The organism is Methanolinea mesophila (assembly GCF_017873855.1).
Classification (GTDB): Archaea; Halobacteriota; Methanomicrobia; order Methanomicrobiales; family Methanospirillaceae; genus Methanolinea_B; species Methanolinea_B mesophila.
In genome coordinates this window covers 2,263,214-2,279,442 of sequence record NZ_JAGGKR010000001.1, presented here as the reverse complement: position 1 = coordinate 2,279,442, position 16,229 = coordinate 2,263,214, and the positions used below count along the sequence as shown (strand labels likewise).

The window sequence follows — 16,229 nt, the reverse complement described above, 5'->3', positions numbered from 1 at the left end:
GTATAAATCTTTATAAACTTGGTCGTACATGATTTCCCATGGAATCGATCGAGCTTAAGATACAGCAGAGGGCTTTTCCCAGTAAAGGGAGGGCCAGGCTTCATGAATCCCTTCTTGGGAAACTCGACCTCAAGGAAGGGGACGAGGTGGAGCTCACCACCGGAAAGACTGAAAAACCAGTCATTGTCACTGTTTTTGCCGATTCTCTTGTGGAGGAAGGTGCTATCCGTCTCAGTACAGAGGACATTGCGAAGCTCGGCACCGCTCCCGGTACGATGGTCAACGTCAAGAAGCGTCCCCCCCTGGGGGACAGGGTTAAGAAGGGCGCTTCGGATACGGCCGAAGGCGTGAAGACCGGGGTATCGAAAGCACCTGAAACGATAAAAGGAGGTGCGCACAAGGCATCGGAGAGTATCAAGAGCGGAGCTTCATCGGCAAAGGAGTCCATCGAGAAAGGAGCGGAGTCCGTAGCAAAGAAAGTAAAACCCGAGAAAGGCGAGAAGCAAGAGTAACCGGAGAAGAGTCAGAATGACCGATATACTGGTGCTGGTGGAGAACAGCTGGCCCTTCATACTCTTCTTTATCGGCCTGATCATCGTCTACTTCATCATCCGCGAGATACGGGTGATGTATACCAGGACGACCGAAGCGAAGATTGGCCTGGAGAAGGAGAAGATAAACCTCATGAGGACGGACATGGAACAGAAGGGGCGCCCGTTCTTCCGGGTGAGTCCCGAGAAACTTCAGGACATCAAGGTGATCGATGACGAGAACGCCCTCCTTGAGACTGATATTTTCGCCCGGCACACCGAAGTCGAGAAGAGGATCGAGCGGCTGGAGAACAAGGTCCAGGTGGCCAAGCTGGACCGGATGGTAGAGAAGATCAAGAGAGAAGAGGAGCGAATAGGATGAGCGACGAGTACGTAACCGGAAGTGGTGAACCGGTAAAGGAGAAACACGGGTTTCGGGAATCGCTTGCGGCGATCCCCCGGTATTTCGACGAAAAACTGCCCTCAATGGACAAGAACCTCGACAGGTATTTCGATCAGAACCTGCCGGCGGTTATCGAGGAGTGGGGGCTGGTCACCGCCGTGCACCTCGACACCATGGAGCGCAGACTGGCACGGGTGACCACACAAATCAGCAGTCTTGAAAAGGAACGGCCTGTTATAGAAAAGCGTGCCGATGCCCTCGATAAGGAGTTGAAGAAGCTGGAGGGATCATGAAGGGATTTGATTCCTACATGGGAGGGTATCTCGACCGTCGGATGAAGATGCTCATCGACGAGTGGGATCTGGCAACGAGAGGGGATCTCGGAGACTTTCCCGCCCGTCTCATGGCCCTCGAGGAGGAGACCCGCAAGATCTCGAGTTTCGAGGCGGGGGCTTTTGCCAAACTGGGCGAGCTTGAGAAAAGGTTAGAGTCCGTTAAGGAGAGGAAGAGGAAATGACACCCGCCGAGGCATTGCTGATCATCATTCTCCTGATCATCATCGCGTTCATCATCTACTACTACTTCAGGGGATCTTCAGGACGGGTCGAGATTACCCGGCCCATGGAGAGCCGTGTTGATGAATACCTTGACCGCAGGTTTGAATCGATGGTCGATGAATGGGCCCTGATGAACCGCCAGAAGGTCCTGAAGTGGAGGGAAGACAAGACAAAGATCGTGGCCAGCGACGAGCAGAGGGTGAATGCGTTAAAGGAGTTCGAGAAGAACATGCATGCCACCCTTTCGAACCTGGAGGAGCGGATTGAAGCTCTGGAAGAGCAGACCAACCGGTAGCAGGGACCCAGACGATCTCGTCTCCCGGCTGAAGCGGGACATCCCGAGGGTAAGGAAACCGGGGGACCCCCCGGACAAGGACCCCACGAGTTTCTCCCGGTTCCTTTGCGACCTCTGTAACTCCCAGTTTGCGTTCTCCGAACTCCGGCAGTGCGTGGTATGCGGGAGGTGGGCCTGCCCTTCGTGCTGGACGGAGGAGTATTACCTCTGCAACTCGTGCAACGGGATGCTCCGGCTGCACACCATCAGGGACCGGCATAAACCCTGATCGGGTTATTATTATTTTTTTAGTGCCGAATATTCCCTTTCCATGCAAAGAACACGATAATTTTCGACCTGACCGGGCCTCCAGACCCCTGCAATAGAGAAAACAACACGAAGCTACACTATGCCGGCAGATCCACTCAACCTGATCCTCAACTTCGACAGCACGTTCCCGGCATACATCCACGAGTACGGGATCTGGATCTACCTCCTGATCTTTGTCGTCATTTTTATCGAATGCGGGGTGGTCTTCCTCCCTCTTACCGGCAATCCTATCCTGTTTGTCGGGGGCATAGCGGCGTCGGACGGCAGCCTGAACCCCTTCCTGCTGATAATGGTCGGTGTCCTGGCGGCATATTCCGGGTACGTGGTGAGTTACTGGTCGGGAAATTATTTCGGGCTGAAATTTCTGCAGGAGAGGTATCCGGGCCTCTTTGATAAGGAGCATGTCGAGAAGACGACCGTCTTCTTCGAGCGCTACGGGTCGGAGACGATCATCATCTCCCACTACATCCCCATGGTCCGCAAGTTCGCGCCTTTCATTGCAGGGATCTGGAGGATGGACCAGCACAAGTTTGCGGTCTATAACCTTCTCGGGGCCCTCCTGTGGACCGTTCCGCTTGTCCTGATCGGTTTTTTCCTGGGAAAACTTCCCTTTTTCCAGGCTATTCTCCCGTTCCTGGTAATTATCGTAGTTGCAATAATCATCGTCTCCATTGTCGCAACCATCGCGATGATGCGCCCGAGGAAAAACAAAACGGAGTGATCCCCGGATATTCCGGAATACGCGATCAGGAGGCAGGGAAGGTTGAGATTAACTTTTTCCGGGTGGTCCGGGGCAGTTCCCGCTGGTATCCGATGCCGGCGGTGAACCGGGAGAAAGAAAAAGGTTCAGGAGCCGGAACCCGGCTCGTCATCCATAACCACCCGAATTTCCGAACCGAGGACCTTCTGCATGACTTTCTTTCTCCGGTGCATTAACCGCCCGTCATACACGAAAAATTCATAGGTATCCCAGATGGTTGTCCAGTTGAGAATGATGATCAGGCCGCCGAGCAGGAGCCAGGCCAGGTTGTAGGCTAGTTCCGGATTTAAATAGAGGATTGAGGCATAGATGATGCCGAAGATCACATTGACCCCGGCAAATACCACGCTTACCCTCCTGTGCCGGATGAAAATAACCGCTTCCCTCTTGTGCTCCTCGAGGAGATACCCGAAATGGTGCCTTACCGCAGCAATTATCTCCGGGGCGGGAGGCGTTGAGGATCCTGGAGGGAAAATAAGGTCCAGCCGGACAGGTTTTCTCATGTGAACCACATCCATATTGCTTATTATACATTCCTCGGTTTCGGTAGTCAGTTCACGCTGTGAGAGTACAGACGGGTCGGTTTGATCGAACAACTGCTCCAGGGCCTTGAACCTGAGTTCAATTATCTCCTTTCCTTCCTCCATCCGATGAATCGACGGGATAACACGCATTGGGGAACCTCACCTGCAGGTATATGGTACGGGTAATAGAATCTGCCTGATATTGAAGTTTTTCCGGGAAGAACAACGAGGATGAAAGAGAAAATCGGGGGGGCTCATGCCGCCGGGGCGGCCTGTTCTCCCTTCAACTTGAAAGAATAGACGATCGCCGAGAGACCACCGACGATCCCGAACACTCCGAGGATGTAGGGGAGGAATAATGCGGTGATCAGCGGGTTGATCAGGATGACGAACCCGAAGATAATCCCCAGGATCCCGAGCAGCCCGACGCCCCATCCTGCACCCTTGAACGCTGCTCCGAGTCCCAGGAACCCCATGATGATCCCCCAGACTCCTATCATTATCACGAAGATCGTCGGCACGATGATGGTGCTGTAGTACGGGTAGGCCAGGATAAGGATCCCGGCTATGATACCCATGAGCCCGATAACGATCTTCCAGCCCATGTGGGTTTTGTCCATTCCCAGGCTTATTAGGGAGAAGATTCCATTGACGAACCAGTACGCCCCCAGGAAGACCACCAGGACGAACAGGGTCGAGTACGGGTAATACAGGAAAAGGATCCCGATGATAAATGCCACCAGGCCCTGGATGAGGACTGCCCACCAGGGGAAGAAATGCGCCGCCTCCATCATTCCGGCGGGCGCCATTGAAGTTTCAGTCATAATTACGATAAGATTCGTCCGATGGATTATTTAAGTGTTATGCTGGTTTTTACGGGAAAATCCGTCTAATCTACTGGAGATTCTTCCTCCAGAGGATAATCTCCGGTTTATAGTAGGCCGGTGTTCATGGGTGGCACTCCCGGCCCACGATTTCCAGCATTCGTTTTCCAGGGATTTTCCCTGAAATTCGCGAACAATTAACGTTATACAACCGGCCCGCCACGGTGCCGGTCCCTTCACAGGGCCCGGATGGATACGAGCCCGGTCAGGAAATCGCGGGCCGTAGCGGGGATCCCGGCAGGACCGGACACGCCGGTGCCCGGGTCGATCACCACGATCTCCGGTGTCGCTCCCAGACGGTACTCATGCTCGAAATTGGAGGTCCCGAGCCCCCTGGTGATGAATACCGGGATATCCCCATTCCAGTAGAGCCCGCCTGTCCTGATGAGCCCCACCGAGTTCAGCAGCTGCAAGGGGAGGATATCGAACTGCCCGCCGTGTGTATGACCGGAGAGGATGAGGTCCGCATCCGGGTACCGCGTCTCCACCGGCTCGTGAACCATGTAGATCGTAAAATCACCCGGCACGTCACCGGGCACTGCCGCATTTCCGGCCCAGATATCGTCGACCCCTACAAGGGTGACGTTTCCTCCGCCTGCCGGGACCGTCACCCACTCGTTCCGGAGCACCGTAACCCCGTTCTTCTCGAGCACGGCCTCAAGTGCATCGGCATAGGCATCGTCACAGGTATCGGAATAGAACTCACTCGTGTTATAGTCGTGCAGACGGAGCACCTCCTCCATTGCGCAGGCGACTTTTCCCTCCACACCACTTCCCTTTATCCCTGCGTTGTAGTCGTGGTTCCCGAGCACCGCGTAAACCGGCGCATCGATCTCCGACCAGACCTCCTGGAGGGAAAGGTCGTCCCCGCTCCTGTACACGAAATCCCCTCCGATGAGCACAAGCGAAGGATGCAGCGCGTTGATCCGTTCCACCACACCCCTCGCCTGGTCCAGGTTGTTCGGCCTTATGTGGGGATCGGCGAGGAATACGATCCTGCCGGGGGTCCCGTTCACGGTAAGCGTGGAGATCTCCATCGTGCCGCTGTCCCAGAACATAAGCCCGGTCGTCGAGACCAGCGAGAATAACAGGATAACCGCGAGGTAATGCCTCTGGTACGGACGGGGGAGATCCTTCTGCATCTTCTATAGAATTAAAAGACCGGGGTTCAAAAATATTCAGGAAGGGACAGAAAGGGGGAGCGTGACTTCATCCCCGCGCGTGACAGGGCAAACGGAAGTGCCCTCCCGGGAACTCCTGAAAAATCTTTTTAGAAAATCTCTTAAATATTGAGTTTCCTTAGCTCTAAAAGGAATTTATTTCCCGGTTCCCCCGGGGAGGCGATCATTATGATATCCGTTATAGTCCCCGCATACAACGAAGGCGAGACCATACGGCGGTGCATGCAGGCACTCTCCCGCCAGACCGTCCCGCGGGATATGTACGAGCTGATCGTCGTCGACGGGAACTCGGAGGACAATACTAGGGAGATCGCGGCCGAGTACGCCGATATCGTGTTCATCCAGGAGTCCGAACGGGTGCCGGGGGCACGGAACGACGGGTTCCTCCGGGCGAAGTACGACATCCTCGCCACCACTGACGCGGACAGCCTGGTCGCCCCCGACTGGATTGAGCATATCCTCGCTACATTCAGCGATCCCGGTGTGGTCTGTGCATTCGGACCGGTGACTCCCATCCAGGACACCAGGAAAAACCGGCGCTATGTCCTGCTTTTCAATACTCTCATGAAGGTCGGGTCGAAAACACGGCTTTTCTACTACACCCTGGGGTGCAATACCGCCTTCCGGTCGGATGCATTCAGGCGTGCGGGAATGTACAGGATCATGGATGCAGGGGACGACCTCGAGGTCTCTGTCCGGATGCGAAGGCGGGGCAGGGTCAGGTTCGACCCAGGGATGAAGGTCGGGTTCGACTTCCGGAGGTACGAACAGTTCGGGTTCTGGAAAACGATAATCGAATGGTACGTCATCGTCCTCCAGGGAGGAATCTCAAGAAGGTTTTCCTACACCAAGCGGGCATACCATACACCGGGAGCGCCAGGACAACCGTTCCCACCGGGCCAGACGCAGAAGAACAAAAAACTGTGGAAACTCCGGCTTGCCCTCTCATCCCTGGCAGGTGTTTCAGGCAATCTTAATACGGAAGGCAAGAACCGGTAATAATCAGGCTTTTTTCATGGGAGCCTGAAGATTTCGCTTTATTTCTCGCATTCTTCATATCCGCCGGTTGATCCCGTCTTACTGCACGCCTGTTTGCACCAGGTTTCTTCCGTATCCTCCGGCATTAATTTCCCATTTACGCCATATCTGCAGGATTTTCGGGTGTTACTCCTCTCCTCCGGTTTCGTCGCCGGTTACCTCTGCCCCTTTCTCCCTCTCCCTGCTCTCGATCTCCCGGCGGAATATCGCCAGGCTGGCGGCAAAGCCGAGCAGGATATTGAGATAGAAGGTGACGAAACGCCATAAGAGGACGAAAACCCCGATCGAGGCAGTGGGGATGATCAACGCATAGAGCGAGGACGTGGAGATCTCGGTGACCCCCGAAGATCCGGGGGTGAGGGGCAGCATCCCGATGATTGCGATCACGATCTGGAAGAAGAACGATTGCACCAGAAACGGACCGAACCCGAGGCCCATGAGAACGAACGAGGCCACCGCGAACTCCGTGACCCAGAAGAGCGCAGTCATGACCCCGCCCTGGAACAGGCCCATCCGTGCGGTCCCGATGAACCGCCTGCCACTGATAAAGAGGTTGTCGATCTCCTTGTCGGCCATCTCCCCGAACCTCTTCGCCGAGCGCCAGAACGACAGTTTCGGCACCAGCCAGTTCACCAGTCTCCGGAGCTGCCTCTTGGTCCATTCCGGGTACCTGATGGTGAGAAGAGGAATGGCGAGGAACATGGCCATCACGATCCATGCGATGACGACGAGGAACAGCAGGGCCGGGCCGAAGGTCGCCAGGACGTATTCGGTGATGACCGCCATGAGGATGACGCCCATGAGAGTAAGCACGACCCCGTCCAGGATGCGTTCGACGATCACCACCGCCGCAGCATCGCCGAGCTTGACGCCGGACCGGTAGAGCTCGTGGGCCCGAAGCGGCTCCCCGCCGGCCGAGCCGGGGGTGATGGTCCCCACGAGCAGCCCTGCGAGGACCATGTTCACGCAGTGCGGGAGCGGCACCCGGTACCCGAGCGAGCGGGACATCAGCTGGATCCGCAGGCCCCAGAAGACCAGGGCGAGAAGGCGGAAGGAGATGGCAAGGAAGAGGAAGACGACGTTGAAGGTGAGGATATACCGGAGGGTCTGCTCGTTGAAGGTCGTCACGAACACGATGACGATGACTGTCAGGCTGACCAGGATGGAGAGAGCGAACCAGCCTCTCGGTGTCATTTTCACTTCATCGCGCTCCGGTGCTGCATATCTTGTACTGCTTTGAAATTACGGGGTCGTATTTGTTGTGGATGGTGTCGGGTGAAGAATGCAGTGAATATTTGCGAATGAAGATGTGGCAAAACAGAGATGCGATGCGCCGACCGGGACTCGAACCCGGGTTTAGGCGTTGGCAACGCCTAGTGATAACCACTACACTATCGGCGCGTAATGTGCTCTAAATGATACGTGGTGCTGGATTATAAGGATATCGAAAAGAAGGTTTCCAGGAGGATTTTCCTGGGGAACAGGAAACCGCTCCCATGGCAACCGGGATTATTCTTCGAGGGAAACGGGAACGGTTACAGGGGCATCGGGGGTATCCCTTCCCGGATAAGCCGGTCCAGTTCTCTCGGGTTCTCCTCCTTCGTTACCACGAGCACTTCGTCGCCTTCCGCGAGCACGGGATTTTCCCGGGCGAAGATGAAGTCTTCCCCCCGGTAGATCCCCACATAATCGGTATTCCCCGGGAGGGGGAGGTCCGCGAGATGTTTTCCGTCATGGGGCTCACCCACCATGACTCCGACGAACCGCACCTCGCCCCGGACCAGGGTGGAGAGCTCCACGGTGTCGATCCCCCGGAGGGCGTCCGCAATGATGACCGAAGTGGTGTGAGCCGGGTTGACCACCCGGTGGAACCCGAGCTTGTTCGCCACCGTCAGGTAGTCCTGGTCGTCGGTCCGGATGATGATCTGCGGTATCCCAAAGGTCCTCGCGATCAGTCCGATGATGATGTTGTCCTGGTCGTGGGTGGTGACCGCCACGACGGCATCGGCACTTCCGATCTCTGCCTTCTCCAGTATGTCCGGACGGGTCCCTTCGGCATGAATCACCGAGCAGTCCAGGCACTCTGCGAGCTCGATCGCCCGGGCCTCCTCCTTCTCGATCAGGACCACCTGGTGCCTTTCTTCGATCAGGATCCTGGAGAGATCGAGCCCGAGCGACCCGCCGCCGACGATGATGACCCTCATGTGACCTCCCCCTGCGATACGATCATTCTTTCCGTCATGTTCGTTCCCCTGTACGCACCCTTCTCCTGTCCCCATGCACTTTGTAGTTTTCGCCCGGCCCGGGTTTCGCCAATCGGCGCCCCGGCTTTCCACACCGTCTCCCGGCATAAGGCAGTGTATTCACCCCCGCAGGGGCAATTCCCCCCATGGCCTGGTTTAAGCTCCTCTTTTCCACCACGTCCGCGGCATAACCACTATAAGAAGCGGCAGTATCTCGATCCTCCCGAGCAGCATGTCCGCGATCAGCGTCACCTTGAGCACCGTAGCAAGCCCCGCTCCGGTTATCCCGGTGGAAAGGCCGACGGTCCCGAGCGCACTCGACACCTCGAACAGCGAATCGAGCGCAGGAAACCCGGAGAACAGGAAGATCAGCGCAGAAGCCACCAGGACCACGATATAAAGGAAGAAATAGGCGACGATCCTGAAGATATCCTCCTCGGAAACCTGGATACCTCCGACCCGGAAAGGGGTGACCGCCTCACGGGGCAGGAAGTAGCGGAGGAACACAAGGTAGACCATACTCACCAGGACCGCAATCCTGAGGACCTTTATCCCTCCCGCCGTGGACCCCACCCCTCCCCCGATCCACATGAGAACCGCGAGGACCGCCTTCGCCGCATCCGGGAGCAACGCGATCGACGTGGTGGAGAACCCCGATGTAGTGAGTGCCGAAAACGCCTGGAAGACGGCGACCGACCCGGCAGTTGCGGGATCCGCGGCGGGCAGCATCGCTATCAGCAGCAGAACGATCCCTATGAGAGCGATTCCAAAGAACCAGCGGACCTGGATGCTCTTAAAAAATGCACCCCGTTCCCGGGTGACCCTGTAGTAGAGGCTGAAGTTTGTCGCCCCCATGATACACCCGATGGTGATGATCGCCGGGATGAACGCACCGGAAAAACCTGCTATCGAATCGGGCCTGGTGGAGAATCCCCCTGTGGACACCGTGGTGAAAGACTGACATATCGCGTCGAACGGTGTCATCCCGGCAATAAGCAGCAGGGCGAATATTGCAAGAGTAATTCCGGCATATATCCGGAAAAGGATCATAACTGTGGTTTTCGCCCCGGAGATGAGGTTCTGGTCCCCGATGGCCGGAGAGAAGAGGCGGCGTGCGGTCAGGCCGGGTGAGACCAGCACCGAGAGTACCAGGAGTACAATCCCTATCCCGCCTACCCACTGCAGCCACGAACGGGTGAAGAGAAAGACCTGGCCGGGGTCCGCCTGGGCGACCGAGAGCCCCGTGGTGGTGATTCCGGAGACCGCCTCGAAGAGCGCATCGAGGTAAGGGATCCCTGCGATGAGCGCAAGGGGAACGGCACTTACCACCCCGGCAAGGGGAAACGCGAGCGCGGCCACTACCATGGCCTCCTTCCATTCCAGGTCCCTGACCGGGATGAATCTGAACAGGAGATACCCGGCAGCTCCGGTGGCGATCGCGGTGAGGGTAAAGATCAGGGCATCGTGCAACATTCCCAGGAATACCGCAAATATCGCCGGTACCAGGAGTATCCCCCCGATCACGACCAGCAGTTGGCCCGCATACCGGATCACCGTGCGGATGTTTACCGGGGTCGCCAGTTCATACATGACCAACGTTTCCTTACCATCATCAGACAGATAATACCTTTGGCCGCATTTCTGATTTTCCCACGATTAAGGGATTTTTAGGAACAATTCCAACAGTTTAATTAAAAACAGGAGCCACATGGTACTATAATCATGACCCCTCTCTTCGTGGATCTGCATGGGAAGAAGGTGGTGATCTTCGGCGGAGGCGCCGTGGGGGCACGAAAAGCCGGATTTTTTGCGGGGGAGACCGGAGTGACGGTATTCTCCCGATCGTTCGACCCATCGTTTTCAGAAATCGACGCCGAGTGCAGGGAGGTCGATCTCTCGGCCCTCGGCGACCGGGATCTCGCCCGCCTGCTCGAGGGGGCTGCGATCGCCGTGGCTGCAACGCAGGAGCGGGAATTAAACGACCGGATCGGCCGGCTGGCGAAAGGGGCGGGGATCCTGTTCAACAACGCGGACGGTGAGTCGGGCGACCTTCTCATCCCCTCCGTAGTGAAGGGAAAGAACTACGCCCTGGCAATCGGAACCGGGGGGGTGAGCCCCGCGATCTCCCGGTACCTCCGCGAGCACATCCAGCGGGAACTCCCCTGCCTCGACAGGATGATCGCGCTCCAGGGGCGGTTGCGGAACGAGATCCGGCGGACCGAACCGTCGCAGGAGAAGCGGAGGGAACTGCTGTACCGTGTCCTCGAGGATCGTGAGGTCTGGAACCTTTTACCACATGGAGAGGGGGCCGCCTGGAACCTTGTAAAGGAGCGATACCTTTGACTCACGACCCGCTCCTCGCGCCTGTGGCAATCGCGGGCATCACCCACCATACCGCAGCGGTCGACGAGCTGGAGAGGTTCCGCTTCCCTGACGAGGAGGCCTTCCTGGCAAAAGCCCGGGACCGTTTCCGGGGAGTGACCCTGCTCCAGACCTGCAACCGGGTGGAGGTGCTGGTCCATGGTGAGGCGGCACACCTCGCGTCGCTGCTCCAGGAAGAAGGACGCGAAGCATTCTCCCTGGATACCGGCACGGATGCCCTCCGGCACCTGCTGGAACTGGCCTGCGGGGTGGACTCCATGATCGTCGGGGAGGACCAGATCCTCGGGCAGCTCAAGAAATCGCTTACGATCGCACAGGAATGCGGTACCGCAAGCCCGATCCTCGAGCTCTGCGTAAACAAGGCTATCCACGTGGGTGTCGAGGTCCGACGGCGGACGCAGATAAACCGGGGGGCGGTATCGATAGGATCAGCCGCGGTCACGCTCGCAGAGGAGGAACTCGGCACGCTCAGGGGTAAACACATCCTGGTAATCGGGTCGGGCGAGATCGGGATGCTGGTGGCCCAGGCACTGGCGGCAAAAGACCTCACCGCGATCTACGTGGCGAACCGGACCTATGAACGGGCGGAGATCCTGGCCCATAAGATCGACGGGAAAGCGGTGCGGATGAATGACCTGCCCCGGTACCTGGCACTCTCGGACGTGGTCATCTCCTGCACGTCCGCTCCCCACCCGGTCATCAGGACCGATGAACTTGCGCAGGTGATGAAGGCACGGTGCTGGCCTCTCGACGGCCATCCCCGGCCTCTCATCGTGATCGATATCGCCCAGCCGCGGGACGTCGAGGAGGGGGCGGAACGGATCGACGGGGTCCGGCTGTTCACCATCGACAGCCTGCGGAGGATCAACGAGATGACGATGTCAACCCGCAGGTCCGAGGCCGAGAAGGCCAGGGACTACATCGAGCAGGAACTCGGCCAGTTCATCCGGCTCTTAAACGGGAAGGCCGCCGACGATACACTCGCGATCCTCCACACCTGGGCCGAGTCCATCAGGATCCGGGAGCGGGACCGGGCACTTGCCCGTCTGGGCGCGGGCGACCCCCGGACGAAAGAGGTGGTGGAAGACCTCACCAGGGTACTGGTGAACAAGATCCTTGCCGACGTGACCGTATCGGTAAGGATGTGCGCCGAGGAAGGCGACCTGAAATCCGCGGAATCGCTGGTCTCGGCAATTACACGAGGTGATAAACTGTGTTTCCCCAACGAAGAATGAGAAGGCTGCGGGAGAGCAAGATCCGACCTCTCCTCGCCGAGCATTCGGTTCGGAAAGAAGACCTGGTCATGCCCCTGTTCGTAGACCAGACCGCGTCCGCGCCGGTCCCCATCGGTTCGATGCCGGGACAGTTCCGTTACCCGCTCCTGGATATCCCGGCGGTGGTCAGGAAACTCTCCGAGGAAGGTGTAAGGGCGGTGCTCCTCTTCGGGATCCCCGACCAGAAGGACGAGATGGCGAGCCAGGCCTACCATCCCCGGGGGATCGTCCAGGAGGCGGTCCGTGCGATCGCGGCGGCGATGCCCGGCATGGTGATCATCACCGACGTCTGTGCCTGCGAATACACTTCTCACGGCCACTGCGGGATAGTCGCTCCGGGGCGGGGGGGTCCGGATGTGCAGAACGATGCCTCGCTTGACCTTATGGCCAGGATTGCCGTGAGCCATGCAGAGGCAGGCGCGGACATCGTGGCCCCTTCGTGCATGATGGACGGGGTAGTAAGTGCGATTCGGCATGCCCTGGACGAAAACGGGTACTCCGAGGTACTGATCATGTCCTATTCCACCAAGTTTTCCAGTGCACTCTATGGGCCGTTCCGGGAGGCTGCGGACTCGGGATTCCTTTTCGGCGACCGGAGCACGTACCAGCTCCCTCCCTCGAACGGCAGGGAAGCCCTGATGGAGTCCCGGCTCGATGCGGATGAAGGCGCCGACATCCTGATGGTCAAACCCGCGGGGCTCTACCTCGACCTTGTCGCAAAGATCAGGGAGTTCGGGCTCCCGGTCGCGGCGTACCAGGTAAGCGGCGAGTACTCCCAGATCAAAGCGGCGGCCGAACGCGGTTGGATAAAGGAGCGTGAGGTGGTCATGGAGAGCATGCTCTGCATGAAACGTGCCGGGGCGGACCTGCTGATCACGTATTTTGCGGAGGATATCGCGGGGTGGCTGGATGAAGAGCAGTGAGTACTTCGACCGGGCCCGGACGCTCCTGCCCGGCGGGGTGAGCAGCCCCGTCAGGGCGATCAAGCCCTATCCTTTCTATACCGCCCGGGCGGAGGGGTGCAGGCTGACCACCGTTGACGACGAGGAGCTGATCGACTGCTGCATGGCCTACGGCCCCCTGCTCCTCGGTCACGCCCACCCGGAGATAAAAAAGACGATAGAGGAACAGCTCTCCCGGGGATGGCTCTACGGGACTCCCACACCCCTCGAACCCGAGTTCGCCGGACTGGTTACCAGGGACCACCCCGGTATGGACATGGTCCGTTTCGTCTCCTCGGGCTCGGAGGCCACCATGGCTGCGATCCGGCTGGCCAGGGGATTTTCCGGGAAGAAGGACCTCGTCAAGCTGGAGGGAGGGTTCCACGGCGCCCACGACGGGGTCCTGATAAAGGCGGGGTCGGGGGCCACCACGCTCGGGGTCCCGGACTCCGCGGGTGTCATCCCCGAGGTCGCCGCCCGCACCCGCCAGGTCGCCTACAACGATTCCGAGGCCCTCGAGGAGCTGCTCTCGAAGAACCGCGATATCGCTGCGCTTATCATGGAGCCGGTGATGGGTAACATCGGCCCCATTCTCCCCCGGCCGGGATACCTCGCCGATGTCAGGGAGATCACCAGGACCCACGACGTGCTGCTCATATTCGATGAGGTCATCACCGGGTACCGGCTGGGTATCGGCGGTGCCCAGGCCATGTTCGGGGTCGAACCCGACCTTACCACGCTCGGGAAGATCCTCGGAGGGGGGCTTCCTATCGGGGCGTTCGGCGGGAGAAAGGAGATCATGTCGCTCATCGCCCCCGAAGGCCCGGTGTACCAGGCAGGTACCTTCTCGGGTAACCCCCTCTCGCTTGCGGCCGGGTACGGCACGCTGGACTGGATCCACCGGAACCGCGGGGTGTACGGGGTGCTCGAGGACCGGGCGAGAAGGATTGGGGAGGCTGCCGAGGGAAAGAAGGGCTCGTTCGTCCGGATCGGCTCGATGTTCAAGCACTTCTTCCGGGACTCCCCGCCTGAAAATTATCTCCAGGCGAAGGAATGCGATACCGGGACCTTCCTCAGGTTCTGGAGCGCTATGCGGGAACGGGGAATATTCCTTCCTCCTTCGCAGTTCGAGACCAACTTCCTTTCCATCGCGCACGGCGACGCGGAGACTGCACTGATCGGGGAGGCCTACGGGGCATGCCTCTCCTGATCGGGACCAGGGGGAGCAGGCTCGCCCTGGCGCAGGCCGCGAGAGTCTGTGCGCTCCTGGATCGGGAGGGTATCGCCGCGGAGACCGTGGTGATCACCACGCCGGGTGACACCATCACCGGGGTCCCCCTTCACGAGATCGGGGGGCAGGGGGTATTTGTACGCGCCCTGGATGACGCCATCCTCCGGGGGGAGATCGACTGCGCGGTTCACAGCATGAAAGACATCCCTGCCCGCAGACCGGAAGGGGTCACCACCTGTGCGATACTCGAACGGGACTCCCCGGCGGACTTCATGGTGCATCTCGTCCCGGAGGACAGGATCAGGGTCATCGGGACCAGCAGCACGCGGAGACGCGCCCAGCTGCTGCGCATGAACCGTTCCTGGGAACCGGCCCAGTTGCGGGGTAACGTGGACACCAGGCTCCGGAAACTTGAGGAGGGGCAGTACGACGCTATCGTGCTCGCGGAGGCAGGGCTGCAGCGGATGGGGATCTCGGTCCCCGGCAACCGGCTCCCCCCGGATCGCTTCGTCCCCAGCCCCAACCAGGGCACCATCGCGGTAGTGGCGAGGGACGACCCTTCCGTCACCGGCCCGCTGGAAATCCTCGATCACCCCCCCTCTAGGAGGGACGTGAACGTCGAGCGTGCCGTCATGGAGGAAGTGGGGGGCGGGTGTTACACGCCCCAGGGCATCTACTGCCGTGACGGTCTTCTTATCGCGGAGGTGCTCTCCCTCGACGGGTCCCGCGGGGTCCGGATGGAGGAGAGGATATCGGACCTAAAAGACGCACGCCGGGTGGGGAGGCTGCTCCGGGACGAGGCGGGAGACCTGATCCGCGAGGCCTACCGGGAGCTCGGATTAAAGGAGGACGAGTAAGATGGAAAGAAAGGGTAAGGTCTACCTGGTCGGATCCGGCCCGGGTGGAATGGGGCTGCTCACGGTCCGGGCGATGGAGGTCATCGCCGGGGCAGAGGTGATCCTCTTCGACCAGCTCCCGGGAGAGGAGATCCTTTCGGCTCTCCCGGCGCATGCCGAGAAGATCGACTGCGGGAAGTACGGGAACCGGCACACGCTGGAGCAGGAAGAGATCGAGGACCTGATGGTCCGGTATGCCCGGGAAGGGAAGCAGGTGGTCCGGCTCAAGGGAGGAGACCCCTTTGTCTTCGGCAGGGGAGGAGAGGAGATGGAGGTCCTCCGGATGAACGATATCCAAGTCGAACTCGTCCCCGGGGTGACCAGTGCGGTGGCGGTGCCTGGTGCGGTGGGGATCCCCCTCACTCACCGGAAATATGCGTCGCAGGTCACCATCCTCACCGGTCACGAGGACCCTACCAAGCCCGAATCGGCCCTGGACTGGGAACTGCTCGCGAGGGGGAGGGGAACGATCGTCATTCTCATGGGAGTGAAGAATCTGCCCATGATCGCGGGGGCACTCGTCGCCAACGGAAAAGACCCGGAAACCCCGGTGGCTATCATCGAGAGGGGACTCCGAAAGGACCAGCGGGTCACCACCGGACCGCTCAGGGAGATAGGAGCGATCGCCGGTGATGCGGGCGTGAAACCCCCGGCAGTCATCGTAATCGGCGACGTGGTGAGGCTCTACCGGGAAGGAGATCCCTGGCTTATTCCCCTTTAATAGCGGAAACAGGCCGGAATTCTCCCCCTGATTCAGGGGAGCCCGAAACCCGGGAAAACA

The 16,229-nt window shown here is 59.0% G+C and carries 20 protein-coding genes and 1 tRNA gene; 14 read left to right on the top strand and 7 right to left on the bottom strand.

The annotated features are described in order from the left end of the window. The first annotated feature begins 38 nt into the window (after nt 1-38). The 7 genes from J2741_RS10895 to J2741_RS10865 all read left to right on the top strand — a co-directional run bounded on the left by J2741_RS10895 (nt 39) and on the right by J2741_RS10865 (nt 2,815). A complete protein-coding gene (locus J2741_RS10895) occupies nt 39-512 on the top strand; it encodes a hypothetical protein (protein ID WP_209675278.1) in 474 nt (157 codons plus the stop codon). Nucleotides 513-528: 16 nt separating this feature from the next. Beyond that, the gene (locus J2741_RS10890) at nt 529-912 is read left to right on the top strand and encodes a hypothetical protein (RefSeq protein ID WP_209675277.1); all 384 of its coding nucleotides are present in this window, start codon (nt 529-531) and stop codon (nt 910-912) included. Further along, nucleotides 909-1,226 carry a hypothetical protein gene (locus tag J2741_RS10885; RefSeq protein WP_209675276.1) on the top strand — a complete coding sequence of 106 codons (318 nt, stop codon included), beginning with the start codon at nt 909-911 and terminating at the stop codon, nt 1,224-1,226. The genes J2741_RS10890 and J2741_RS10885 overlap by 4 nt, the downstream gene beginning before the upstream one ends. Beyond that, nucleotides 1,223-1,450: a hypothetical protein gene (locus J2741_RS10880; RefSeq protein ID WP_209675275.1), complete on the top strand. Its 228-nt coding sequence runs from the start codon at nt 1,223-1,225 to the stop codon at nt 1,448-1,450. The genes J2741_RS10885 and J2741_RS10880 overlap by 4 nt, the downstream gene beginning before the upstream one ends. After that, a complete protein-coding gene (locus J2741_RS10875) occupies nt 1,447-1,785 on the top strand; it encodes a hypothetical protein (protein WP_209675274.1) in 339 nt (112 codons plus the stop codon). Before J2741_RS10880 ends, J2741_RS10875 begins: the two co-directional genes overlap by 4 nt. Beyond that, nucleotides 1,754-2,053 carry a hypothetical protein gene (locus J2741_RS10870; RefSeq protein WP_209675273.1) on the top strand — a complete coding sequence of 100 codons (300 nt, stop codon included), beginning with the start codon at nt 1,754-1,756 and terminating at the stop codon, nt 2,051-2,053. Before J2741_RS10875 ends, J2741_RS10870 begins: the two co-directional genes overlap by 32 nt. Before the next feature lie 120 nt (nt 2,054-2,173). Continuing rightward, nucleotides 2,174-2,815 carry a DedA family protein gene (locus tag J2741_RS10865; protein ID WP_209675272.1) on the top strand — a complete coding sequence of 214 codons (642 nt, stop codon included), beginning with the start codon at nt 2,174-2,176 and terminating at the stop codon, nt 2,813-2,815. Between the two features lie 125 nt (nt 2,816-2,940). On the opposite strand, the gene J2741_RS10860 is transcribed toward J2741_RS10865, so the two are convergent. From J2741_RS10860 to J2741_RS10850, 3 genes are all read right to left on the bottom strand, one after another. Next, nucleotides 2,941-3,501, bottom strand: coding sequence for a hypothetical protein (locus J2741_RS10860; RefSeq protein ID WP_209675271.1), 561 nt, complete (start codon nt 3,499-3,501; stop codon nt 2,941-2,943). 131 nt (nt 3,502-3,632) lie between these two features. After that, nucleotides 3,633-4,202 carry an HdeD family acid-resistance protein gene (locus tag J2741_RS10855; protein ID WP_209675270.1) on the bottom strand — a complete coding sequence of 190 codons (570 nt, stop codon included), beginning with the start codon at nt 4,200-4,202 and terminating at the stop codon, nt 3,633-3,635. Between the two features lie 236 nt (nt 4,203-4,438). Next, nucleotides 4,439-5,404: a metallophosphoesterase gene (locus tag J2741_RS10850; RefSeq protein WP_209675269.1), complete on the bottom strand. Its 966-nt coding sequence runs from the start codon at nt 5,402-5,404 to the stop codon at nt 4,439-4,441. 207 nt (nt 5,405-5,611) lie between these two features. On the opposite strand from J2741_RS10850, the gene J2741_RS10845 reads away from it, so the two are divergent. Continuing rightward, entirely contained in the window at nt 5,612-6,442 is an 831-nt protein-coding gene (locus J2741_RS10845; RefSeq protein WP_209675268.1) for a glycosyltransferase, read from the top strand. A 165-nt stretch (nt 6,443-6,607) separates the two neighbouring features. Here J2741_RS10845 and J2741_RS10840 read toward each other — a convergent pair whose 3' ends face one another. From J2741_RS10840 to J2741_RS10825, 4 genes are all read right to left on the bottom strand, one after another. After that, nucleotides 6,608-7,675: a lysylphosphatidylglycerol synthase transmembrane domain-containing protein gene (locus tag J2741_RS10840; protein WP_209675267.1), complete on the bottom strand. Its 1,068-nt coding sequence runs from the start codon at nt 7,673-7,675 to the stop codon at nt 6,608-6,610. 135 nt (nt 7,676-7,810) lie between these two features. Further along, nucleotides 7,811-7,882, bottom strand: a tRNA-Gly gene (locus tag J2741_RS10835). 134 nt (nt 7,883-8,016) lie between these two features. Continuing rightward, nucleotides 8,017-8,685, bottom strand: a complete 669-nt coding sequence (locus J2741_RS10830; RefSeq protein WP_209675266.1) for a potassium channel family protein — start codon at nt 8,683-8,685, stop codon at nt 8,017-8,019. A gap of 195 nt (nt 8,686-8,880) precedes the next feature. Continuing rightward, entirely contained in the window at nt 8,881-10,314 is a 1,434-nt protein-coding gene (locus tag J2741_RS10825; RefSeq protein ID WP_209675265.1) for a TrkH family potassium uptake protein, read from the bottom strand. 132 nt (nt 10,315-10,446) lie between these two features. On the opposite strand from J2741_RS10825, the gene J2741_RS10820 reads away from it, so the two are divergent. The 6 genes from J2741_RS10820 to cobA are packed head-to-tail and all read left to right on the top strand — an operon-like array spanning nt 10,447 to nt 16,169. Further along, nucleotides 10,447-11,067 (top strand): precorrin-2 dehydrogenase/sirohydrochlorin ferrochelatase family protein, encoded by a 621-nt coding sequence (locus J2741_RS10820; RefSeq protein ID WP_209675264.1) that lies wholly within the window; start codon nt 10,447-10,449, stop codon nt 11,065-11,067. Then, nucleotides 11,064-12,341 carry a glutamyl-tRNA reductase gene (gene hemA / locus J2741_RS10815; protein WP_209675263.1) on the top strand — a complete coding sequence of 426 codons (1,278 nt, stop codon included), beginning with the start codon at nt 11,064-11,066 and terminating at the stop codon, nt 12,339-12,341. The genes J2741_RS10820 and hemA overlap by 4 nt, the downstream gene beginning before the upstream one ends. Further along, nucleotides 12,338-13,303, top strand: a complete 966-nt coding sequence (gene hemB, locus J2741_RS10810) for a porphobilinogen synthase (protein WP_245249496.1) — start codon at nt 12,338-12,340, stop codon at nt 13,301-13,303. The genes hemA and hemB overlap by 4 nt, the downstream gene beginning before the upstream one ends. After that, the gene (gene hemL / locus J2741_RS10805; RefSeq protein ID WP_209675261.1) at nt 13,290-14,531 is read left to right on the top strand and encodes a glutamate-1-semialdehyde 2,1-aminomutase; all 1,242 of its coding nucleotides are present in this window, start codon (nt 13,290-13,292) and stop codon (nt 14,529-14,531) included. The genes hemB and hemL overlap by 14 nt, the downstream gene beginning before the upstream one ends. After that, a complete protein-coding gene (hemC, locus tag J2741_RS10800; RefSeq protein ID WP_209675260.1) occupies nt 14,519-15,409 on the top strand; it encodes a hydroxymethylbilane synthase in 891 nt (296 codons plus the stop codon). Before hemL ends, hemC begins: the two co-directional genes overlap by 13 nt. A 1-nt stretch (nt 15,410) precedes the next feature. Continuing rightward, a complete protein-coding gene (gene cobA, locus J2741_RS10795) occupies nt 15,411-16,169 on the top strand; it encodes a uroporphyrinogen-III C-methyltransferase (protein WP_209675259.1) in 759 nt (252 codons plus the stop codon). Nucleotides 16,170-16,229 lie beyond the last annotated feature (60 nt).